This is a genomic window from Rheinheimera sp. 1928-s, assembly GCF_029269265.1.
Taxonomy (GTDB): Bacteria; Pseudomonadota; Gammaproteobacteria; order Enterobacterales; family Alteromonadaceae; genus Pararheinheimera.
The window spans coordinates 22423-42420 of the sequence record NZ_JARIXP010000007.1 but is presented as its reverse complement, the minus strand read 5'-3'; the positions used below and the strand labels follow the sequence as shown (position 1 = coordinate 42420).

Here is a 19998-nt window from a genome sequence, read left to right as displayed (position 1 = left end):
TGTTAATCAGCGTCCGTCGGATTAAAACTTTGCTCCAGCACTAATGCCAGACGCACAGCAGCTTGCTGCAACCGTTGTTCCAACTGAGGCAGGTGCTGTTGCTGGTAGTTCTCGTCTATTAACATGCCTGGCTTGTAACCCTGATAAATCAGTTTCACCAGCAACACCGACTCGTTAGCCCAATCCAGCACACTGACGCTTTGCCATTGCTGTTGTTTCGTCTTCAACGCCTGGTACAAGGCCTGTTGCTTTGTATTATCCTGATAAGAGGCGGCTTCCAGAATACGACTGTCCCAGACCCCATGTAAATTCGACGGCTCACCGGCAAAATACACCGCAGTTCTGTTGCCCCCTAAATCATCGGCATACCCTGCATGCAAAGGCTGGTGTAAGTCGCCAATAAAGTGGCCAACAAACAGCAGAGCTTCTAACTGGGTTTTTGATGGCGCAAATGGCGTCAGCTTTTTCCGCTCTTGCTCAATAGCGGACAACACACAACCTTCGGCAGGGCAGTGTTGCATGGTCAGCTTGGTGTCAGAACGTTTGATATTGACGTAATGCCAGACTTTGGTGTGCTGATACTCTGGCAGTGAGCGCACCTGATCCGGCCAGGAACAGGCTTGGGTAAAATCTTTCTGTTCGTGCAATTGCATCAGTTGCTGCACTTTTTGCTGGCTGGCAGGGCTTAATAACTGATAGGCCATAGAGCAGACCATCTGGTGGCCTAATTCACCAAAAGCAAATACCGGGCTGCAAAACAACGCCAAAGCTAAGACTAGATTACGCATAGGGTACTTCCTTATTCATCGACGAGTTGAGTGACCTGCCAGTGGGCGAGTGGGCTTTGTGAAAGCAATGGCGCCAGTTCTTTTAAGCAGCTTTCCATATCCTGTTTCAGCGTAAAAGGCGGGTTAATCACCAGCATGCCGCTGCCTGTCATGCCAAAACCTTCAGTATCTGGTTGCGGGCAATATTCTATCCGCAGCTGGTTACGAATTTGTGTATCGACAATAGCATCAATAAAGCTCTCAACCGCCTGACGTTCTATCACTGGATACCAGATAGCATAAGTACCTTGTGGAAAGCGCTGGTAAGCTTGTTGCAAGCCTTTGATCAGATCCTGATATTCAGTTTTTAATTCATAAGGCGGGTCAATCAGCACTAAGCCACGTTTGGATAAAGGCGGTAACATAGCGCGCAGGCCAGCCCAGGCGTCCATTTTTTCAATACGGCTGTGGCGGCGACGCTGAAACTGGCTGGCCAGAATAGGATGATCGCTTGGGTGTAATTCGGTGGCCTGAATAGTGTCTGTAGCGCGGCATAATAAATCGGCAATTTTGGGTGAACCAGGATAAAAGGCTAAATCGTCGCTATCGTTCACCAACTTGATGGTATCGACATAAGCTTTGATATCAGCATTTACGCCCTGATAGGTCCAGAGTTTGCCTATACCGGTTTGGTACTCAGCAGTTTTTTGCGCTTGTTCGCTATGCAGGCTGTATAAACCTGCACCTGCATGGGTATCGTGATAGCAAAAAGGTTTATCTTTGCGTTTTAGGTAATTCAGGATACACACCTGTACCAGATGTTTAATCACATCAGCGTGATTACCTGCATGATAACTATGACGATAACTCAGCATAAGAAGACTCTTTTAACGGTAATGTTTCAGTGTTTTTCGCAGTAATAGCGGCACAAGGCGCCAGCATACTGCGCCAGAGCAGAAAGGCAAGTATTCTGTGTACCAGAAGTTGCTTGGGGTTCTGGCTGGTGCAGTGTTAAAATCTGCCCCATCAGCGACAGCGTCCGTACAGGATCTCGCTTGAATCGTAAAACTTCAGCACCTCAGCATAAAAAAACTCAACCAGGTTCAGAGCTGCAAAAGCCATGGACTAAGGCGAAACCAGCATCGGTCAAAACAGCTGAAACAAAAACTACTGCACCTAAAGCTGTGTCTGCCAAAGTGTTAAAACAAAATCGTCAGGAAGAAGCCAAAATTTATGGTGAAAATGCCTGCCGTGTGGCCTTTTTGCAGCGTCCTGAAGCTTTAGTGCGTTTGTATTTAAGCGAGCAGCTGGCGCCTAAGTTTGCGGATTTAATGAAGTATCTGGCGGCCAACAAAAAAGCCTATCATGTGGTGTCTGAAGCCGAGCTTGAAAAAGTAGCAGGCAGCCAGCATCACGGTGGTGTGGTGCTCTTGGTGAAACGTAAGCCAGTGCTATCGCTGGCGACTTATTTAACCCAAAACGGCCGTAAAAAGCAGGATTGTTTGCTGGCATTGGATGGTGTAGGTAATCCACACAAAAGAGGGAACACGATCTCTGCATTCTGCTAAAAAGGCTAGGGGCTTTGTTTATCAAGGCTGTACAGCATAAGTAGTCACTTCATAAAATACCTTAGTAATCAACATTATAAGGTTTTGGTCATTCCTCCCATTCTAACAATCCGAAGTGTAGTGTCATTTTTACACTTGATGTTTATTAAACGTTAATTAAGTGGCCGTTTAATTTTCGCAATGGTAATGTACTGATATTCAAGGATGTTAAACTAAGGAGAGTGCATGAGACCCTTCATCAGCTTATTAATGGTGTTACTTTTTAACAAATTAGCTTTCGCTACAGATGTTGTATCAAAAGAAGATTACAGTGTGGCATCTAAGGTGGTTATTGATTCTAACCATTTAAAAGAAAAGAGAAATATATTAATTTACACACCTCCTAACTTTGATAAAAACCAAACTTATCAAGTTATTTACCTTTTTGATGCTGAGCATCTATTCACATCTACTATAGGTATTGTTGAATCACTTATAACTACACGAAAAATCCCACCATCAATTGTCGTCGGAGTTGAAACAACGATTAGAGTCAGAGATTACTTACCGCCTATTAACGGTGAACCCAAGAGCAAAAATCAAACCTGGATTAGCCAAAAGTTTCCTCAATTTGGTGGTACAGAAGCATTTACTACATTTTTGGAATCTGAGCTTTTTCCATACGTTGAAAATAATTATCCCGTATTTCCTAACCGCACGATGATAGGTTATTCAAATGCAGGGGTTTATGGATTACACACCTTAGTCAACTCTCCAAAAACCTTTACAAACTACTTGTTAATTAGTCCTGCTGCATGGTGGGGTAATGATGAAATAGATCAAAACTTAAGTAAATTTAGTACCCAGAAAAAAGACTTTGGTGGCAACCTATTTTTAAGCGTTGCAGGTGAAGGCAGTGGAATGTACTCAAATGCGCTAAGAATAGCCTCAAAGCTTGAAGAGATTGCACCTGAATCTCTAAATTGGAATTTTAATCACTTTGAAAAAGAAACACATCAGTCCACCATTTACCCCAGTGTCTACCAAGGGTTACAGTACTTATTTGAAGATATTAATTTTAGCGTAAGCGATGAACTTGCTGCTTATGGTTCAATCAGTGACATTCAAAAGTATTATTCTACACTATCAAATCGATACAAATATCCGATATTAATTCCTGAAATAGTATTTTCTGATTTAGCTGATGCACAGTTTTCAAATCAGCGGGATAGTCAAGCAATTGATACTTTGAAGCTATTTGCTGATACTTATCCTAATTCATCATTTGCATTCAGTAGCTTAGGTAGCGGCTACTTAAAAACTAAGCAATTTGCTCTGGCAAAAGCTAATTTTGAAGCCGCTATTAAAATAGTTGAGAAAAAAGGCGTAAGCGATCCGTCAGTAATAGATTATTTACAAGATATGCTGGCTGTTGCCCAAGGTAACATCTAAGTTGCTTTGTCTTTGATTGCGGACGTTTGATGATGTTATAAACGTCTGCTCTCTTCCAACTAATTGCTGTTGGTTCTAAGCGTAATACGCTACTTCTGTAAGTAACCTGAGGATAGGTCTAAAATCCTGTTGCATAGTCATTCAGCAATGCCAAATTTCCTTAGCGGAATAGTCTCCTCGATTTTCATGTCATCCGAATTATTGTGGCAACAGAACCAGCGAGTAGCTGTTGTAATGAACGAAATCAAATTGTAGGTGGCAAAATACAAGTAATGTTTATGCTCAACTGGTAAAATTCGTGGCATTAAAGATTATTGGCCCTAAGGCACACTCAGGAAATCTAATGTCTCAGCACAAACTCAAAAACGGCAAAGCTGCCAATCCTTTACACAAGCCTTGGACTAAAACCGATAGGGCTGCCGCTGGTAAACCTAACCGCAACACTGCAACTGCAAAACCACAGGCGACGAAACCGGTGAAGTCGGTGCAGGATGATGAGATCAAAATTTATAGTGCAAATGCTTGCCGTGTGTTGTTTCAACAGCGGCCTGAAGCGTTGGTTAGGCTTTATGTGTCAGAGAAGATGGCTCCAAAATTTGCTGATGTAATGAAATATTTAGCAGCGAACAAAAAGGCTTATCACATTGTTGAAGATGCCGAGCTGGAGAAAATAGCGTCCAGCACCCACCACGGCGGCATTGTGCTGCTGGTTAAGCGTAAGCCTGTGCAGTCTATTGCAAGCTACCTGACTCAGAAGCGTAAGAAGGTTGACTGTTTACTTGCTTTAGACGGAATCGGAAATGCTCATAATTTAGGTGCTATAGCACGCAGCTGTGCTCACTTTGGTATCAGTGGCATAGTGATGAAAGACCCTGATTTACTGGCGCATGGCGCTGCAGCGCGCACTGCTGAAGGTGGCGTAGAGTTTGTCGAAGGTTTAAGTTGTGACAACCTGCCGCTGGCATTGCAGCTGTGTAAACAAGCCGGTTATACACTGGTAACTACTTCCAGCCATGGTGGCGTATCACTGTACAGCAGCCAGTTACCCGCCAAAGTCGTGATTGTCTTTGGTGAAGAGATGTTTGGTGTCTCTCAGTCTGTGGCTAAATCCGCGGATATAGCGCTGCAAATTCCTGGTACTGGCAAAGTGGAATCGTTAAACGTGAGTGTTGCTGCCAGCCTGATTTTAGGCGAATGGTATCGTCAGCAGCAGTAAAGGCACTACGTACTCCATACTTGAAGAGCCCTGATTAAACAGGGCTTTTTTCTGGTTGTTTTTTTTCCATCATTTTTCCTGTCACAGCCCAGACGATCAGCGCGCCCCAGGCAATCATGGAAAAACCTGCTGGTATATTGGCGATTAAAATCAGTTTTAAATGTTTGCGGTTAAAGGCCAAAGCAAGCAAAGCTGGCAAAAAGTAGACAGCCAGAAACAAGGGTAAAAAAACCAGCCATTGTGTCAGTGAAGCTGCGGCAAAAGCGTTACTAAAGGTCGTCATCATCTCGTTCATCTTTTAATCCTCTGTGTGTCTGCGATTGAACAGCTTCAGAGTAAAAGATCAGTCAGATTATGCCTTAGAAAAAGTGATTTTCGGCCCATAACACTGAAATACGGTTAACCCCAGGCATTAAAGAGTTGCTTCAGTTGTTGCACCTGACGGCGGCTGACTTCCACTGCAGAACCATCTTTGAGTACCACAATCATAGTACCGGCAGCCATGCCTGGCTCAATGTGCGAAATAGCATCAATGCGCACTATGTCGGAGCGGCTGACTTTAAAAAACTGCTGAGGGTTTAAGCGTTCCTCCACTTTGGATAGGGAGCTGTGTAAAAAGCTTTTACCATCCTCGCAGTACACAGCTGTGTGGTTGCCAATACTTTCAAAACGCTGAATTTCGTTTAATCTTTTGATCCGGCTTATGTCACCAAATTTCAGCAAAATGCCATGCTGTTCAGGCAAATAACTGTGTTTTTGACCTAAAGCATGCTGTTGCTCCAGCTTTTGGATGGTGCGTTCCAGCCGCTCTGGTGCAACAGGTTTTAATAAGTAATCCAGCGCATTAAGTTCAAAGGCGTCCAGTGCGTATTGATCAAACGCAGTGCAAAACACAAAACGGCAATTCTGTTGTATTAAAGGGGCCAGTTGTAACCCTGATAACCCCGGCATCTGAATATCTAAAAATACCAGGTCAAAAGCCTGCTGCTGCATCAGCTCCAAAGCCTGCTCCGCCGTACTGGCTTCAGCTTCAATACTGATCTGTGGGTAAGGGGCCAGTAAACGCTTGAGTTCGGCTCTGGCTAAACGTTCATCATCCACCACTAAGGTTTTAAACATAAGGCAGCTCCATCCGTACTTCAAACTGCTGATCTGTTTTAGTTTGCTGCCAACGAATGCTATCGCCTAGTTGCAACTGAAGACGTTGCTGTAGGTTGTTAAGCGAGCTACCTGTGCCTTTGAAAGGGCTGGCGGCTTCGTAGCTATTGCTGACCGACAACACCCAGACAGATCGGTCTGTTTTTTCTGCTTTTACTTTTAGCCAGCCAGGTGCTGCATTGGGACTGATGCCATGTTTAATGGCATTTTCAATCAGCGTTAATACTGTCAACCCCGGCAATTTTTGTGTCAGACAGTCTTCAGCTAATTCAATAAAAGTCTCCAGCCGTTGCTCCAGCCTGACCTGCTCTATTTGCAGATAAAATTCGGCGGTTTGCCATTCCTCCGCCAAAGTGGCGACGGGCCGCATTTGAGTTTGTAAATGAATACGCAGTAGTTCAGATAAATGCGTCACGGTTTGCGCGGCTTGCTGCTGATCCTCAAAAATTAAGGCTCGTACTGAATTTAATGCATTAAATAAAAAGTGTGGACTGAGCTGGTAGGTCAGTTGCTGAATTTGGGCTTGTTGCATCTGCTGTTGTAATTGCTTTTTTTGCTGCATATTGTGCCAGAATAAATAAACCATGCTCCAGCCAAGCAACACGATAAGTGAATTAAAACCACCCAAAAGCCATTGATTAAATTGGGAGAATTCCATCAGAACCTGCTGGCTTTGATGGTTAAAACTGACGGTGTCGATTTGAGTGGTTTTCAAGAACTCCAGATGAGCCGTTAGCATCGATGCTGCTGACCAAAGTAGCGACAAACCTATTAAATACAAAAAATACCACAAAATGGGTTGCAGCTTTTTGGTGGCATTGACCAGATACAGTTTCAACACAGGCCTTAACAACAAATGAGTAAGCAGCAACGCGTTGGCACCGTCGATCAGTCCGCGGATCAAAAAGCGTGAGGCAATATCGCTATCCCTGATATCAAGGAAAGGTTGCATCATCACCAGATAGCTGGCGAAAAACAGCAAAACAAAAATCAACTGAGCCAGCAGGTAGGCTTTGTTAAAGCGAGTCGATAACTGCACAGCACGATAAAAAAAATCAGACAAGATAAGACTTCCAAAATCCAATAAACGCAGATGTTTTACCGCAGCAAGGAGAAAACAACAAGGGTTCAGGGCAGCATGATAAGTAAAGTGCCCAAAGCCGGAGCTGTTTTTAACATCAGATAGGGACCCATAGCCAGAATACAACTCAGGCTGATAAAACTCAGGACAAAAGCTGTGCATCTTTGTTTTATATTTTCCATCATGCCGGCACCATCAATTAGTCACAATACAGAGTGTGCTGCAGCATGGAGTCTTTGTTTTATAAAAAGTGACCAGCGGTGAGTCAAAGGGATAGAAGGTTATTCAGGCAGTTGAGTCAGGCTGCTACAAGCTGGTCTTGTGTTTTAACCGCTTTATTGCTTTGATAGCAGGTACTAATCAGGGAAGGGAACAGTTGGATGAAACAGAGTGTGTGGTTAGCAGTATTTTTTGTCGTACTGATTTGGTCTGGCATAGAACCAAAAGATCAGTTCACCTGGTTTCTGGAGGTTTTACCGGCCTTGATTGGCCTGATTGTGCTGGCGGTCACTAAAAGCCGCTTTCCATTAACCCCTTTGCTTTATGGCTTAATTTTGCTGCATTCAGTGATTTTGATGGTCGGTGGTCATTACACTTATGCCGAAGTCCCCTTATTTGACTGGATCCGAGACTGGATGGGCGGTGAGCGGAACAACTACGATAAAGTTGGGCATTTAGCTCAGGGCTTTATTCCTGTGATTATTTGCCGCGAAATTATTTTACGCAGGGGCTTAATTTTTGGTCAAAGCTGGCAATGTTTTTTTAGTATTTGTTTTTGTTTAGCCTTCAGCGCTTTTTACGAGCTGATCGAATGGTGGGTCGCCTTAGCGACTGGTGAAGATGCCGAAGCCTTTTTGGGCACTCAGGGGTATGTCTGGGATACTCAGTCCGATATGCTTTGGGCTTTAATGGGGGCTTTGCTTGGCTGGTTTATGCTGAAAAATTTACATGATAAACAGCTGCGGCAACTGCGTACAGGCGCGGACAAAGGTCAGAGTTAAACTCTGACCTGCTTGTGTGGAGCCGTGTATGGATTAGTCTTTGTTTAAACTGACTGGGCCGTTGATCTGATCAATCTTCAGTTCACCTGAACCATCCTCGAGTAAAGTAAACCCACCTGCTTGTTGCACCCGGATATCACCTGAACCATCACTGATAGTCACCATGCCTTTGACTTGCTGAATATCTATATCGCCAGAACCATCTTCTACCACTACAGTGCCTGCAACCTGCTGAATAAACAAATCACCTGAGCCATCTTCGACAGTCAGATTGCCGCTAAGCTGAGTCAGGCTGACATTGCCTGAACCATCTTCCAGTACCAGATGACGGCCACCTTGCACTGTTAAATTGCCCGAGCCATCTTCAATCAGCAGATCAGAGCTTAAGCCTTCAATACTGATATCACCTGAACCGTCTTCCAGAGCCAAAGCCAGTTCAGCTGGCATGGTCACTACCAGATCAGCATAAGCAGAAGAACCAGTGCAAATACCGATGCAAGAGCTGCCGACCGCTTTCAGTACAGCAGCAGAGCCTTGTTTTTCCAGAGATAAAGTAAATGGTCTTGCATCACTGGAATAAATATCGGCGGTCACTTCTATCTGACTGGCGCCTTTGACACCGACAATTTTCAGGTCGCCTGCTTCAGTTTCAGCTTTTAACTCGCTTAAACCTGCAGCGCTTAACTGCAACTGGCGTTGTTCGTGTTGCAGATTTTCTGCTGCAGAACTATGACCTACGTGGATCACACAGGCACTGAGCAATAAGGTAGGAATACAGATAGCAATCAATTTTTTCATAACAGCTCCTTAATAGTGCTGTTAGTGTGCATGCTGTGCTGAAGAATTGCAAAAACAGAACAAGAGTTAAAGTTATATAAAAACAATGACTTATAAATTGTTACTCTTTAGCTTTAAATGTTTCAGGATGCCTGGTTGGCCTGCTGATAGCGGGACCAGAGTAACTGAACCCGCTCTACATAGGTTTGAGTTTCAGCATAAGGTGGAATGCCCTGGTGTTTATCCACAGCACCAGGGCCTGCGTTGTAGGCTGCCATTGCCAGTTTGATATTGCCTTTATAACGTTTCAGTAAAAAAGCCAGATAAGAAGCACCACCCTGAATATTCTGTTGTTGATGCCAGACATTTTTCACTCCCACTTCAGTGGCAGTAGCGGGCATTAACTGCATTAAACCTGCGGCGCCACTTTTGGATAATGCTTTGGGATTAAAAGCAGATTCGGCATGAATGATGGCTCGTAACAGGGCTGGGTCTAACTGATGATGTAAAGCCGCTGCCGCTATTTCCTGCTGATACTTCTGTAGAAACAGCGGTGTATTGTGCCAGTCCACTTTGCTTTTCAGGTTGCAGGCAAAACAATCAAAACGAACTTTGATATAAGGCCGGTTTTTGGGGGCTCTGTCAGAAAAGGCGGTGACGCCATTGGCTTGCTGGTAACGATACACTGCAGGGGTATCTGCAATCACAGCGGGGGCCAACAATAAAAAAACACAGCCAGTCAGGGCTTTAGCTGCTTGAAGTTTCAATTTATGCCCCCACTTTAAACCTGACTTAGTGAGCATAGTCTTTCTTTGCACTTTTTGTGACCTTCAGCAGCAAAGATAGAGTGCAGTTCAGAACTGTATGTTTTTAGTGTTGTCATAGTGGCACTGTAGAATAAAGTGGAAAAACAGATAAGAAGCTCAGAACTTCAATCACTAAAACAGATTAACTTTATAGATTTAATTCGTTATCTCAAATCGTTCGGAACAGCTATTCTCTGTCCCATCGAAGCGAGTTTATTTTTAGTAACCAACCAACATGGAGTAAGACAATGTCTTCAATTATCAACAGCACCATCAAGCCATTCAAAGCGACTGCCTTCCATCACGGTAAATTTGTTCCAGTGACTGAACAGGAGCTGGCTGGCAAATGGTCAGTAGTAGTATTCTACCCAGCTGACTTCACTTTCGTTTGCCCAACTGAATTAGGCGACCTGGCTGATTTCTACCCTAAGTTCCAGGAAATCGGTGTTGAAGTTTACTCAGTATCTACTGACACGCATTTCACGCACAAAGCGTGGCACGATGCTTCTGAAACTATCAAAAAAATCAATTACCCAATGATCGGTGACCCGACTGGTACTATCACCCGTAACTTCGGTGTGATGATCGAGGAAGAAGGTTTAGCTTTACGTGGTACTTTCGTAATCAACCCACAAGGCGAAATCAAAGTTGCTGAAATTCACGACTTAGGTATCGGCCGTAGCGCTGCAGAACTGTTCCGTAAAGTTCAGGCTGCACAATACGTAGCAAACCACGACGGTGAAGTATGTCCAGCTAAATGGACTCCGGGTGAAGCGACTTTAGCTCCATCTTTAGACCTGGTTGGTAAAATCTAAGTCTGATTAAGACTGTGTGGGGCTGAGTTCTCAGCCCCTTTAATTCCGAAATTTGTGAGTTTTGCTCACCAGAATTTACTGGTACGGCGAAGCTTTGTCCAAAAGGGCAGTGGCAATCCACCTGAAGGTGGCTGTAACTAAGGGGCCAAATATGTTAGATACCAATTTAAAGAACCAATTAAAAACCTATTTGCAAAACCTGAAAAGCCCGGTGGAGCTGGTAGTTGCGTTAGACGGCAGCGATAAAGCAGCCGAGTTAAAAAGTCTGGCCGAAGATATCGCCAGCTTAAGTTCTCTGATCCATTTAAAAGATGAGACAGACCCTGCAGTATTAAAGCCATCTATGCTGGTGCGCTCTACTGCGAAGAACACTCAAATTCGTTTTGCTGGTGTGCCTATGGGCCACGAGTTCACTTCATTGGTGCTGGCTTTATTGCATTCAGGTGGCCACACCATTAAAGAAGAAGCTGCTGTACTGGAGCAAATTGCTGCATTGCAGGGTGAATTTAACTTTGAAGTTTTTGTGTCGTTAAGCTGTCAGACCTGTCCTGAAGTAGTACAGGCGCTGAATTTAATGGCGGCGGTAAACCCGAATATTAAAACTACTATGATTGACGGTGCTGTGTTCCCTGATGAAGTCAGCAAACGTAACATCATGGCCGTACCTACAGTCTATTTAAATGGCCAGCAGTTCTCTCAGGGCGCTATTACCCTGACCAATATTCTGAACAAAGTCGACAGCGGTGCTGCCTCTCGTCAGGCTGAAGCGCTGAAGAGCAAAGACAACTTCGACATGCTGATTGTGGGTGGTGGCCCTGCTGGTTCTGCAGCTGCTATTTATGCAGCCCGTAAAGGCTTAAACACTGGTATTGTGGCTGAGCGTTTTGGAGGTCAGGTTGCGGACACAGTAGGTATCGAGAACTTTATTTCTGTCAAAGAAACTGAAGGCCCAAAACTGGTGGCTAACTTAGAGTCTCACGTTCGTCAATACGAAGTAGACATTATGAATAGCCAAAAAGCCGTGAAGCTGGGCAAAAACGACTTGTTTGAAATCACGCTTGAAAACGGCGCCGTGCTGAAAAGTAAAAGCATAGTGTTATCCCCAGGCGCTCGCTGGAGAGAGATGAACGTACCTGGTGAAAAAGAATACCGTGGTAAAGGCGTGGCCTACTGCCCGCACTGTGATGGTCCTTTATTTAAAGGCAAAAAAGTTGCAGTCATAGGTGGTGGTAACTCTGGTATTGAAGCAGCTATCGACTTAGCAGGCATAGTGCAGCATGTCACAGTGCTGGAATTTGACAGCACCTTGCGGGCAGACGCAGTGCTGATCAAAAAAGCGCAGTCTATGGGTAACATCACTATTATCACGCAAGCACAAACTACAGAAGTGCTGGGTGATGGTCAGCGGGTGGTTGGCTTGCAGTACACAGACCGTAGCAATGGCGAAAGCAAAACTGTGGAACTGGCCGGTATCTTTGTACAAATTGGTTTGGTGCCAAATACCGAGTGGTTACGTGGTGCTGTGGAATTAACGCCGCGTGGCGAAATTATTGTCGACAGCCACGGCCAGACGTCATTAAAAGGCGTGTTTGCAGCAGGTGACGCAACGAACACACCGTTCAAGCAAATTATTATTGCGATGGGCAGTGGTGCAACAGCGGCTTTAGGTGCTTTTGATTACCTGATCCGTAACTAACAGCTCACTTTGCTTAAAGGCCGCCGATAAAAAGGTGGCCTTTTTTTATGCTTGTAAAATAAAAGCGATTTAGGTTAAATAAGGTGTTTTTAAAATAGTAACAACAGGACGTTGACATGTTACATCAGGGAAAGTTAAAGGACTGGGATCCTGCAAGAGGTACTGGTTTTTTGCAACAGGACAAAGCAGGACCGGATATTCGCATCAGCAGTGCTGGCTTTCGCAAAAAACCGGATCAGCTAAAAAATGGCGACCAGATTTTTTTTCAGATTGAAATAGACCCAGAGGGCAAAACCAAGGCTGTTTCTGCATACAAAGCAGGCCAGCATTTTGCTCCGGCTCCTGAACTAAAAAAGCCCGCGCTCTCCACTCTGCCATTCCAGCAGTTATTCTCCGTCGTACTGGTGTTCTCTGTTCTGATCTGGTTGGGTTCTCAGTCGGTACATTTATTCAGTGCTCAGACAGAATTTCCTGTGCAAACCGGGATGGATCAGGGCGAAACAGAAGAGTTACAGCATGCAACCGCACTATCAGACCGCCCGGTGTTAGACAGTCCGGTGTGGCCACCTATACAAAATCAACAGGACGAGCAGTTTCAATGTGAAGGCAAGCAACATTGTTCAGAAATGGTGTCTTGTGACGAGGCTAAGTTTTATTTAAAAAATTGCCCTGATGTGTTGATTGATGGCGACAACGATGGCATTCCATGTGAACGCCAGCATTGTGGCCACAGGCGCTTTTAGTCAGCTCACAGCCTGGCGTTTTTCAAATAAGCTTTTGCTGTATCCCACAGCGAAATAAATCATCAGGCTATGGAACACCATCACTGCTGCATAAGTTAAAGCTGCATTGGTAAAGTGCTGTGCAGCAATAATACCTTGTGGGCTGCTGAAGGTAAGGACAGCCTGGATCAATGCATCACTTAAAATCAGAGCGTAAACCACCTTCTGACTTTGCTCTGTTGTTAAAAAAGCATTTTGTTTTTTACAGTATTGATAGACCAGAAAAATAGTCAGGGCTGGCAACAACACAACATCCTGAATAAATCCAAGTTTAATGGCTGAAAAGTAATTGGCTAAAGCCAGAACCAGCAGCACCAGAATTTGAAAAGCAAAAAAACGGCTGATAATAAAAGACAACATAAAAGGCACCTGCACAGAATAAATAAAACCAGCTTAAAGTATTAGCTGATAAATGGCGCTTCGACTTAAGTCTAAGACGGGTTGCTTTTGTGCACTTCAGGACCAGTGGCGATCACCACCTGATTACGGCCCTGATGTTTAGCTTGATACAAAGCCACATCAGCCTGTTGTAACCAACTTTCCCAGTCGGTAGCCTGTTGCACTGTGGCAATGCCAATAGAGGTCGTCAGTGCTGAACCGTCAGGTAACGCCAGCTGATGCCAGACCGCATGACGGATTTTTTCCGCTAAACGATGTAAATCAGCAAGCTGAATCTCTTTGATCAGCAGTACAAATTCTTCTCCGCCGTAACGAAACACCGAATCTTGCTGGCGGATCATTTGTTTTAATAAAGGCACCAGTTGGCTCAGAATTTGATCGCCGGACTGGTGACCAAAGTTATCGTTGATACGCTTAAAATGGTCTAAATCCAACAGCATTAAACCGCTGACACTGTTTTTCTGCTGGTATTGCTCAATAGCTGCTGTCAGTTCGTCGGTCAAAGAGTGGCGGGTTGCTGCGCCTGTCAGTGGATCTGTGGTGGCTAAATGCCGCAATTCCTGTCGTTGTAAGTGAGTGCGATAGGCAAAAATATAAGCAAAAATACTGGTGATTAAGGTAGTGGTAATAAAAGCCAACAGCTGAAAACCATTATTAAAAATACTGGATTGCTCGGCAAAATGCAGCGACACAATAGCGCTGACCATGAGCAACAGTAAGAGTAAAGCTTTGATCGGAGCGACTAAAAAGAAGATGAACACCATCAAAGGGTAAATCCAGAACAGCACATCCTGCCCGAGCTTCATGCATACCAGCACAGCACCAAAACAAAATACGGCGGCCATCAGAAAGCCCGGTTTTTCAGTATCTCCGGTTCGCCACGCCATCCAGACAGAAACTGTACTGACGGCTATCATCAGCATGTCGACTATACCGACCAAATAGCTGCCTGTTGCCAAACGGTATAAAGCGTAAGGCAATAAAGTACAGCTGGCAATTACGCCAACCAAAGTAATCATCGACAGATGGAAATTGTCTTTTAAGCGCTGTAACAAGCTTTACCTCTGTCCTTGGCAAGTTGGCAATGGCTGTGTCCAACCATCTAATTTCTTATTCTGAGCCATACTCTGACAAAGAAAGCAGATGAACACAACAGTCTTGTTTTATCTGCTTTGTACCAGAGTAAGTTATTGCTAAGTCTTTATTTTTTAAAACGTAACGCCAACTCTTGTAAGGCAGCCAATTGCTGCACTATCAGGCTTTGAATACGCTCATCGGTCAGTTTGCCGTCGCTATCGAAGGTATTGGCAAAAGCGTTACAGAAGACTTCAGGCTTATTCACCAGATGTAGATCTAAAAATACACAAACCTGACGCAAATGATACTGAGCACGAGACGTACCCATACCACCACCTGAGCCCATAATAGCTGCTACTTTACCCGCCATTAACTCATTGTTTGGTTCACGGGAAACCCAATCCAGAGCGTTTTTCAGCGCTGGGGCAATAGAGTAGTTGTATTCAGGGCAGGCCAGCAGCAAAGCATCAGCTTTAGCAAATTGAGCCAGCAGGCGTTCTACTGCTGCAGGTTTAGCAGGAAGGTCGGCATTATAAAAAGGCAGATCAGATAAATCCGCCAGTTCAATTTGCATGCCTTCAGGGGCATGGGCTATCGCATACTCTACCAATGCTTTATTGGTCGATTTGGCTCTTAAGCTGCCGCAAAGTGCCAGTACTTTTAATTCAGACATGTAATATTCCCTTAGGTAAATGATGGGCTCTCTACACTAAGTCTGAAGTGAATGAATGACAACCTTAATTCTTTGTTTTACGCCAGTCAGAATAAATCGGGATTTAAAAACGGGATCATTGCCAGAATTAAAGCCTGGTGATACACCGAACTGCGGCTGAGTTTGTTGTGAGTCAGCAGGGCAATAGCACCGCCTTTTTGTTTGATATTGTTTTGCTCAAACATAGTATCCATCACATCGCCCAGCTCTTTACCTGCTTTAAGTTGTGCCAAAGCCGCAGGGGGTAACATTAAACTGGCTGAACGGGCTTTACCGATTTTGCCCTGATGTTCAATCACCATCCAGGCGAAGGTGAAATCTCCATCTAAACCTGCTTCTATAGCCACACGAAAATCTGCGCTGAAGCTGGCCAATTCAGCCACTCTGTTCATGGCCCCCAATAAGGTTTCATCGCTGCTCATCGGCTGAGCTGCAACGCCACTGGGCACAGCTACACCTTGCACATCCAAAGTTTCATCTGGAAATAGTTCAGCAAAAGCAGAGGCCACGGCTTTGATTTTTGCCGGATTAGCTGAGGCTACTTGAATCATTAACATCACAACACCTGTTGATCAGACATTTCGAATTTCAGAAAAAGTAAAGGCGGCCACAGCCGCCTTCATTATCAGTGAGCAGTATTAACCTGCTAAACCCACATAGACGTGTTGTACGTCATCGTCGGCGTCAATGGCTTCCAAAAAGGCTTCCACTTCAGCGCGGGCTGCGTCATCTAAAGTCACAGGGTTATTTGGACGATACACCAGCTTGGCTGAGGTGACGTTAAAACCAAAAGCAGGTAAGGCTTTGCTGACTGCATCCAGATCAGTAGGTTCAGTCAGAAACACGCTATCGCCTTCTTCACCTTCTTCAAAATCCTGTGCACCAGCTTCAATGGCTGCTACTTCTAAATCGGCATCCGGTGTCACAGCATGAGCAACAATTTCGCCTAAGTATTTGAAGTCCCATGAGACTGAACCTGAACCGCCCAGTTGACCTTTACGGAACAGCACACGGATACTCTGGGCTGAGCGGTTTTTGTTGTCTGTTAAACATTCAACAATCACAGGCACCTGATGTGGGGCAAAACCTTCATAAACGACGGTTTCATAGTTGGCCGGGCCGTCCAGTAAACCTGCGCCTTTTTTAATGGCACGTTCTAAGGTCTCACGTGGCATTGAAGCTTTTTTGGCGGCTTCTACGGCAACACGTAATTTAGAGTTCATATCAGGGTCAGCACCGTTACGGGCTGCAACCATAATTTCTTTGGCTAATTTAGTAAAAATACGGCCTTTGGCAGCCGAGGCGTCGGCTTTATGTTTAACTTTCCATTGAGCGCCCATTGCTTCTCTCTCGTATCTGTATCAGTAAAAATTAATGCTGGTGACCGCAGTCAGGCTCACAGTCGTCGCCATGTTCATCATCAAAATCGTCATCGCCGTCCTGATGTTGCATCACGCCCCAACCGTCGTTGTGACCACCAAATTTCTTGGCAAATTTATCCAGTTCAGCTTCACGTGTAGTCACTGCAGCATGCTCTGGTACCATGGTCTGACTGACAATCAGCTCCCACTGTTCCAGATCGTTGAAGTGCAGTTCTACTTCACCTTGCAGCTCTGACGCTACTAAAGCGGCCATCGCCTTTTCTGCATAGTCTTTGTTTTTAAACACCAGATAAAAATCGATGGCCAGAGGCTGGCTTAAATCTATTCCGGCGTCCATTAAGGCACGCAGCATATCGCCATTGCCGTCATCAGGAAATTGCATGGTCCGCTCTCCACATCAGTTTAATAGGCCGACCCGGTAAGCCCGGCGCGGCAAGTGGCCGGATTATAGCAATATTCTCTGGCTGATTGGTATGGCAATCTGGTATTGAACTTGACCCATGTCACGGATAGTTGCAGACTCAGGACTATCAGAATGAATGAGGCTCTCACTGTGAAAGCACTTTGGCTTATGTTGTGTTGTATCAGCGCACCGCTTTGGGCTTGTCTGCATGCCAGTCATGGCATCCATGGCATGGTGTTATTACAGGTGGAAGATCAGTTAATTGCCTCCCATTTGCCTTTTCCAACAGGCATACATGCCCATCAGATTGTGCTTCAGGTGAGCGGCGAACTGCCAGATCAAGTCCTGCAGGCGCTAACAGCAAAAAGCTTAGTCACACTGGAACCACAGCCTTTTGCACTCAAGGATTTACAGCAGGGCAAGCTAAAAACCTTTAATGCACAAGTCTATCTGGGGCATTTTGAACGAGGTGGTAAAGATCTTGGCACTGTAACAGTGCTGGTGCAGCAAAAACTGCTGGATAAAGCTGTGGGCGCAGTGGCAGAGCAAGACGGGCTTTATCGTCTTCCTCTTCCGCAAGGCGAGTTATTGGTGAGGGCTATTACAGGGGAAGGTGCTGTAGATGAAATTCTTTATCAGGCCAAAGGCAAAGACGCAGAACAACTTTATTTTGAAAGTGCAGATTTTGCACCTCAAGCGAAGTAAGGCCTGATGCTGCTGTATTTGGTGCGTCATGCTACGGCACAGGACAGAGCATTGGGTATTCCTGATCCAAGCCGTGATTTGGTGGATAAAGGCATTAAACAAAGCCAAAAGCTGGCGGATTTTTGTAAAAAACAACAGTTAGAACCACAACTGCTGTTGACCAGTCCTTTAAATCGGGCTGAACAAACAGCGCTGCTATTGCATCAGCATGCCGATTGGCCAGCCCCACAAAAACAAGCCTGGCTGATTATTGATACTCTGCCAGAAGTGCAGCGCAAGGCTTTAACTGAGTTGCTCAAGCAAGGGGTTGAGTCTGTCTGCTGTGTCGGCCATGAACCTGATATTTCTGCTTTACTGGCGCTGTTATTGAATACCAATGCAGACAATTTTTTTATTAAAAAGGCGTCCATTACAGCTCTTGATCTGAGGCCTGATCAGGCGGTATTGCTCTGGTCTTTGCCTGTGGCTTTACTGTAACGTTCAAAGGCTATAAGCGGCTGCTGTTCTATGGCAGCGTGTTGAATAAAGTTTTGTAACTGCGGGAAAAATTCAAGGAACACTGCTTCTGTTTCTGCCTGAAGCTCTGGCAATTCATCCGCAATAGAGGCATAACGTGCAGTAAAACGGCCATGTAAGGCCATGCGGCGTAACGCCTGTTGAATACCTTCAAGTTGTGCGTAGCGACCAAACCAATCTTGTTCAGTGACCGCTTTAAAGGTTCTTGCCATAGCATCTGGCATCTGCGGCAAGTCGTTTTGCAACTGGCGATACAACTGAGCTTTATAGCTATTAAAGTCTGAAGCAAAAAAATGCTTCCAGTGTTTAATCAGGCAAAAATCAAACAACATATCCAAAGCTATAGGGGAAAAACGCCGTACTTCCGAGCTAAACAGCAAACGGGCTGCACGCACTTGTGGATGTTGATCGGTAAACCAGTCTACAGCTCTGTGATTGTATAAACCGGCGGCCACTGCAGGGCTTAATAACTCAAGCCGGGTGCCATGGTAAAAGTCACCCAATAAATTACCAATACGGGAATCTGTGTTGGGTTGTGCTAACAGCAAATGCGCCAGATAATTCATTACACCACGGGATTTCTGCAAAACTGCGTTTAGTCTAAGGCAAAAAAGATGTATTTGCTGAACTAATCCGCTATAAGTAGGTGTCTTAAAATGAAAAGAAATACAAAGGGATAAGTGGCATGAAGCAAGGTGTTTTACTGATAGCTGCACTAGCGCTTGCAGGCTGTAGCAGCATCAGTCCACAGGAATGTCAGATTGGAGACTGGTTTGCTATTGGCAAAATCGATGGTCAGCAAGGGGTTGCCAGCACTAAATTTCGCAGCTACCAAAAAGAATGTGCTGAACATGGGGTAGGTTCTGATTTTAAAGCCTATGAGCAAGGCCACGCTGAAGGAGTTATGTTGTACTGTACTTACGATGCAGGCCGGGAATTAGGTCAAAGTGGTGGTGCTTATAACAAAGTTTGTACCGGTGCTTTAGAGCCGCAGTTTCGTTTAGGTTATGACCGTGGACGTAAATGGTATCAGGCTGAATCAGCCTTGTTGAATTTACAAAAAACCTTGCAGCGAAATGCCGGCACTATCGATCAATTGGAACAACGCATCGACGACAACAGCAAAGAGTTGAGTGTGCTAAAAGACAAACAGCAGAAACAAAAACTCCTGGATGAAAACCGTAATCTGCAGCAACAGCTACGTGAGCTGAACCAAATGCAAGGCCAGATACAGCGTGATTTGAAACAAGCTGAATTTCAGTTTGGGTTGATCCAGCAGGATGGCTAAAAAGGTGGCTGACTAAGGTGATCAACAGATGAAGCTTTTTGGTGCTTTGTTATTGAGTATGCCTTTGCTGGTGTTGTCTGCACCGCAGGATTTGCTCTGGACCACAGAAAAACTGTTGATCGCAGGCCAGCGCAGCCGCTTGCCTCATCAACCCCAATGGCCTGAAAAACAGACAGATTTTATTGCCTACAGCATGACTGGAGTGCTGCCTGACGGCATCCATTGCCAGTTAGAACTTAGGCTTCAGGACGAACTACTGCTTAGTTTGCCTTGTACCAAACGTTACGTGCTGGAGCGGCCTTTACGTATCACACCTGGCATGAGGCTGGAGTTGTACCTGCATAACACCAACCTGTTTAGTCCGGGCGAAGAAGTGATTTTACGCAACAGAGTGTCGCTGGACGTAGCTCCCTAGATT

The 19998-nt window shown here is 45.0% G+C and carries 26 protein-coding genes; 11 read left to right on the top strand and 15 right to left on the bottom strand.

Features of this window, described 5'->3' with window-relative positions:
• Positions 1-2: 2 nt before the first annotated feature.
• Together P3C17_RS16985 and rlmJ are read right to left on the bottom strand one after the other, a co-directional pair.
• Entirely contained in the window at positions 3-788 is a 786-nt protein-coding gene (locus tag P3C17_RS16985) for a S1/P1 nuclease (RefSeq protein WP_300930545.1), read from the bottom strand.
• An 11-nt stretch (positions 789-799) separates the two neighbouring features.
• Positions 800-1642, bottom strand: coding sequence for a 23S rRNA (adenine(2030)-N(6))-methyltransferase RlmJ (rlmJ, locus tag P3C17_RS16980; protein ID WP_300930544.1), 843 nt, complete (start codon positions 1640-1642; stop codon positions 800-802).
• A 180-nt stretch (positions 1643-1822) separates the two neighbouring features.
• On the opposite strand from rlmJ, the gene P3C17_RS16975 reads away from it, so the two are divergent.
• From P3C17_RS16975 to P3C17_RS16965, 3 genes are all read left to right on the top strand, one after another.
• Positions 1823-2335 carry an RNA methyltransferase substrate-binding domain-containing protein gene (locus P3C17_RS16975; protein WP_300930543.1) on the top strand — a complete coding sequence of 171 codons (513 nt, stop codon included), beginning with the start codon at positions 1823-1825 and terminating at the stop codon, positions 2333-2335.
• A 225-nt stretch (positions 2336-2560) separates the two neighbouring features.
• On the top strand, positions 2561-3766 hold the full coding sequence (locus P3C17_RS16970) for an alpha/beta hydrolase-fold protein (protein ID WP_300930542.1): 1206 nt from the start codon (positions 2561-2563) through the stop codon (positions 3764-3766).
• Positions 3767-4109: 343 nt separating this feature from the next.
• A complete protein-coding gene (locus tag P3C17_RS16965; protein WP_300930541.1) occupies positions 4110-4982 on the top strand; it encodes a tRNA/rRNA methyltransferase in 873 nt (290 codons plus the stop codon).
• Positions 4983-5016: 34 nt separating this feature from the next.
• Here P3C17_RS16965 and P3C17_RS16960 read toward each other — a convergent pair whose 3' ends face one another.
• The 4 genes from P3C17_RS16960 to P3C17_RS16945 all read right to left on the bottom strand — a co-directional run bounded on the left by P3C17_RS16960 (position 5017) and on the right by P3C17_RS16945 (position 7406).
• The gene (locus tag P3C17_RS16960; protein WP_300930540.1) at positions 5017-5277 is read right to left on the bottom strand and encodes a superinfection immunity protein; all 261 of its coding nucleotides are present in this window, start codon (positions 5275-5277) and stop codon (positions 5017-5019) included.
• Between the two features lie 104 nt (positions 5278-5381).
• Positions 5382-6101 carry a LytTR family DNA-binding domain-containing protein gene (locus tag P3C17_RS16955; protein WP_300930539.1) on the bottom strand — a complete coding sequence of 240 codons (720 nt, stop codon included), beginning with the start codon at positions 6099-6101 and terminating at the stop codon, positions 5382-5384.
• On the bottom strand, positions 6094-7203 hold the full coding sequence (locus P3C17_RS16950) for a histidine kinase (protein ID WP_300930538.1): 1110 nt from the start codon (positions 7201-7203) through the stop codon (positions 6094-6096). The genes P3C17_RS16955 and P3C17_RS16950 overlap by 8 nt, the downstream gene beginning before the upstream one ends.
• Before the next feature lie 65 nt (positions 7204-7268).
• Positions 7269-7406: a hypothetical protein gene (locus P3C17_RS16945; protein ID WP_233079107.1), complete on the bottom strand. Its 138-nt coding sequence runs from the start codon at positions 7404-7406 to the stop codon at positions 7269-7271.
• Between the two features lie 195 nt (positions 7407-7601).
• Between P3C17_RS16945 and P3C17_RS16940 the strand changes: the two genes are divergently transcribed.
• Positions 7602-8222: a DUF2238 domain-containing protein gene (locus P3C17_RS16940; protein WP_300930537.1), complete on the top strand. Its 621-nt coding sequence runs from the start codon at positions 7602-7604 to the stop codon at positions 8220-8222.
• A 33-nt stretch (positions 8223-8255) separates the two neighbouring features.
• Here the strand turns inward: P3C17_RS16940 and P3C17_RS16935 are convergent, their stop codons facing one another.
• Positions 8256-9020: a DUF4097 family beta strand repeat-containing protein gene (locus P3C17_RS16935; RefSeq protein WP_300930536.1), complete on the bottom strand. Its 765-nt coding sequence runs from the start codon at positions 9018-9020 to the stop codon at positions 8256-8258.
• A 122-nt stretch (positions 9021-9142) separates the two neighbouring features.
• The gene (locus P3C17_RS16930) at positions 9143-9766 is read right to left on the bottom strand and encodes a transglycosylase SLT domain-containing protein (protein ID WP_300930535.1); all 624 of its coding nucleotides are present in this window, start codon (positions 9764-9766) and stop codon (positions 9143-9145) included.
• Positions 9767-10053: 287 nt separating this feature from the next.
• Between P3C17_RS16930 and ahpC the strand changes: the two genes are divergently transcribed.
• The 3 genes from ahpC (at position 10054) to P3C17_RS16915 (ending at position 13059) form a co-directional block, all read left to right on the top strand.
• On the top strand, positions 10054-10620 hold the full coding sequence (gene ahpC, locus P3C17_RS16925; protein ID WP_300930534.1) for an alkyl hydroperoxide reductase subunit C: 567 nt from the start codon (positions 10054-10056) through the stop codon (positions 10618-10620).
• A gap of 151 nt (positions 10621-10771) precedes the next feature.
• The gene (ahpF, locus tag P3C17_RS16920) at positions 10772-12316 is read left to right on the top strand and encodes an alkyl hydroperoxide reductase subunit F (RefSeq protein WP_300930533.1); all 1545 of its coding nucleotides are present in this window, start codon (positions 10772-10774) and stop codon (positions 12314-12316) included.
• A 116-nt stretch (positions 12317-12432) separates the two neighbouring features.
• On the top strand, positions 12433-13059 hold the full coding sequence (locus tag P3C17_RS16915; RefSeq protein ID WP_300930532.1) for an excalibur calcium-binding domain-containing protein: 627 nt from the start codon (positions 12433-12435) through the stop codon (positions 13057-13059).
• On the opposite strand, the gene P3C17_RS16910 is transcribed toward P3C17_RS16915, so the two are convergent.
• The 6 genes from P3C17_RS16910 to P3C17_RS16885 all read right to left on the bottom strand — a co-directional run bounded on the left by P3C17_RS16910 (position 13060) and on the right by P3C17_RS16885 (position 17050).
• Positions 13060-13458 carry a hypothetical protein gene (locus tag P3C17_RS16910; protein WP_233079113.1) on the bottom strand — a complete coding sequence of 133 codons (399 nt, stop codon included), beginning with the start codon at positions 13456-13458 and terminating at the stop codon, positions 13060-13062. It lies immediately after the preceding gene.
• A 71-nt stretch (positions 13459-13529) separates the two neighbouring features.
• Entirely contained in the window at positions 13530-14552 is a 1023-nt protein-coding gene (locus tag P3C17_RS16905) for a GGDEF domain-containing protein (RefSeq protein WP_300930531.1), read from the bottom strand.
• 146 nt (positions 14553-14698) lie between these two features.
• Entirely contained in the window at positions 14699-15247 is a 549-nt protein-coding gene (locus tag P3C17_RS16900) for an NAD(P)H-dependent oxidoreductase (protein ID WP_300930530.1), read from the bottom strand.
• An 86-nt stretch (positions 15248-15333) separates the two neighbouring features.
• Positions 15334-15843, bottom strand: coding sequence for an inosine/xanthosine triphosphatase (gene yjjX / locus P3C17_RS16895; RefSeq protein WP_300930529.1), 510 nt, complete (start codon positions 15841-15843; stop codon positions 15334-15336).
• 81 nt (positions 15844-15924) lie between these two features.
• Positions 15925-16626, bottom strand: coding sequence for a YebC/PmpR family DNA-binding transcriptional regulator (locus P3C17_RS16890; protein ID WP_008900266.1), 702 nt, complete (start codon positions 16624-16626; stop codon positions 15925-15927).
• 31 nt (positions 16627-16657) lie between these two features.
• The gene (locus P3C17_RS16885) at positions 16658-17050 is read right to left on the bottom strand and encodes a ribonuclease E inhibitor RraB (RefSeq protein ID WP_233079117.1); all 393 of its coding nucleotides are present in this window, start codon (positions 17048-17050) and stop codon (positions 16658-16660) included.
• A 153-nt stretch (positions 17051-17203) separates the two neighbouring features.
• Between P3C17_RS16885 and P3C17_RS16880 the strand changes: the two genes are divergently transcribed.
• Positions 17204-17776 carry a hypothetical protein gene (locus tag P3C17_RS16880; RefSeq protein ID WP_300930528.1) on the top strand — a complete coding sequence of 191 codons (573 nt, stop codon included), beginning with the start codon at positions 17204-17206 and terminating at the stop codon, positions 17774-17776.
• Between the two features lie 6 nt (positions 17777-17782).
• Positions 17783-18253: a phosphohistidine phosphatase SixA gene (sixA, locus tag P3C17_RS16875; protein ID WP_300930527.1), complete on the top strand. Its 471-nt coding sequence runs from the start codon at positions 17783-17785 to the stop codon at positions 18251-18253.
• Here sixA and P3C17_RS16870 read toward each other — a convergent pair.
• Entirely contained in the window at positions 18211-18879 is a 669-nt protein-coding gene (locus tag P3C17_RS16870; protein WP_300930526.1) for an ACP phosphodiesterase, read from the bottom strand. The genes sixA and P3C17_RS16870 overlap by 43 nt on opposite strands.
• A gap of 98 nt (positions 18880-18977) precedes the next feature.
• Between P3C17_RS16870 and P3C17_RS16865 the strand changes: the two genes are divergently transcribed.
• Positions 18978-19580: a DUF2799 domain-containing protein gene (locus P3C17_RS16865; protein ID WP_300930525.1), complete on the top strand. Its 603-nt coding sequence runs from the start codon at positions 18978-18980 to the stop codon at positions 19578-19580.
• Between the two features lie 28 nt (positions 19581-19608).
• Complete coding sequence (locus P3C17_RS16860; RefSeq protein WP_300930524.1) at positions 19609-19995, top strand: hypothetical protein; 387 nt, start codon at positions 19609-19611, stop codon at positions 19993-19995.
• Positions 19996-19998: the final 3 nt, after the last annotated feature.

Coding starts and splice junctions, on each gene's coding strand:
- sixA (WP_300930527.1), top strand. CDS start 17,783: ATGCTGCTGTATTTGGTGCGTCATGCTACGGCACAGGACAGAGCATTG.
- P3C17_RS16860 (WP_300930524.1), top strand. CDS start 19,609: ATGAAGCTTTTTGGTGCTTTGTTATTGAGTATGCCTTTGCTGGTGTTG.
- P3C17_RS16865 (WP_300930525.1), top strand. CDS start 18,978: ATGAAGCAAGGTGTTTTACTGATAGCTGCACTAGCGCTTGCAGGCTGT.
- P3C17_RS16885 (WP_233079117.1), bottom strand. CDS start 17,050: ATGCAATTTCCTGATGACGGCAATGGCGATATGCTGCGTGCCTTAATG.
- P3C17_RS16965 (WP_300930541.1), top strand. CDS start 4,110: ATGTCTCAGCACAAACTCAAAAACGGCAAAGCTGCCAATCCTTTACAC.
- ahpC (WP_300930534.1), top strand. CDS start 10,054: ATGTCTTCAATTATCAACAGCACCATCAAGCCATTCAAAGCGACTGCC.
- ahpF (WP_300930533.1), top strand. CDS start 10,772: ATGTTAGATACCAATTTAAAGAACCAATTAAAAACCTATTTGCAAAAC.
- P3C17_RS16915 (WP_300930532.1), top strand. CDS start 12,433: ATGTTACATCAGGGAAAGTTAAAGGACTGGGATCCTGCAAGAGGTACT.
- P3C17_RS16910 (WP_233079113.1), bottom strand. CDS start 13,458: ATGTTGTCTTTTATTATCAGCCGTTTTTTTGCTTTTCAAATTCTGGTG.
- P3C17_RS16940 (WP_300930537.1), top strand. CDS start 7,602: ATGAAACAGAGTGTGTGGTTAGCAGTATTTTTTGTCGTACTGATTTGG.
- yjjX (WP_300930529.1), bottom strand. CDS start 15,843: ATGTTAATGATTCAAGTAGCCTCAGCTAATCCGGCAAAAATCAAAGCC.
- P3C17_RS16890 (WP_008900266.1), bottom strand. CDS start 16,626: ATGGGCGCTCAATGGAAAGTTAAACATAAAGCCGACGCCTCGGCTGCC.
- P3C17_RS16985 (WP_300930545.1), bottom strand. CDS start 788: ATGCGTAATCTAGTCTTAGCTTTGGCGTTGTTTTGCAGCCCGGTATTT.
- P3C17_RS16900 (WP_300930530.1), bottom strand. CDS start 15,247: ATGTCTGAATTAAAAGTACTGGCACTTTGCGGCAGCTTAAGAGCCAAA.
- rlmJ (WP_300930544.1), bottom strand. CDS start 1,642: ATGCTGAGTTATCGTCATAGTTATCATGCAGGTAATCACGCTGATGTG.
- P3C17_RS16955 (WP_300930539.1), bottom strand. CDS start 6,101: ATGTTTAAAACCTTAGTGGTGGATGATGAACGTTTAGCCAGAGCCGAA.
- P3C17_RS16880 (WP_300930528.1), top strand. CDS start 17,204: ATGAATGAGGCTCTCACTGTGAAAGCACTTTGGCTTATGTTGTGTTGT.
- P3C17_RS16945 (WP_233079107.1), bottom strand. CDS start 7,406: ATGATGGAAAATATAAAACAAAGATGCACAGCTTTTGTCCTGAGTTTT.
- P3C17_RS16960 (WP_300930540.1), bottom strand. CDS start 5,277: ATGAACGAGATGATGACGACCTTTAGTAACGCTTTTGCCGCAGCTTCA.
- P3C17_RS16970 (WP_300930542.1), top strand. CDS start 2,561: ATGAGACCCTTCATCAGCTTATTAATGGTGTTACTTTTTAACAAATTA.
- P3C17_RS16935 (WP_300930536.1), bottom strand. CDS start 9,020: ATGAAAAAATTGATTGCTATCTGTATTCCTACCTTATTGCTCAGTGCC.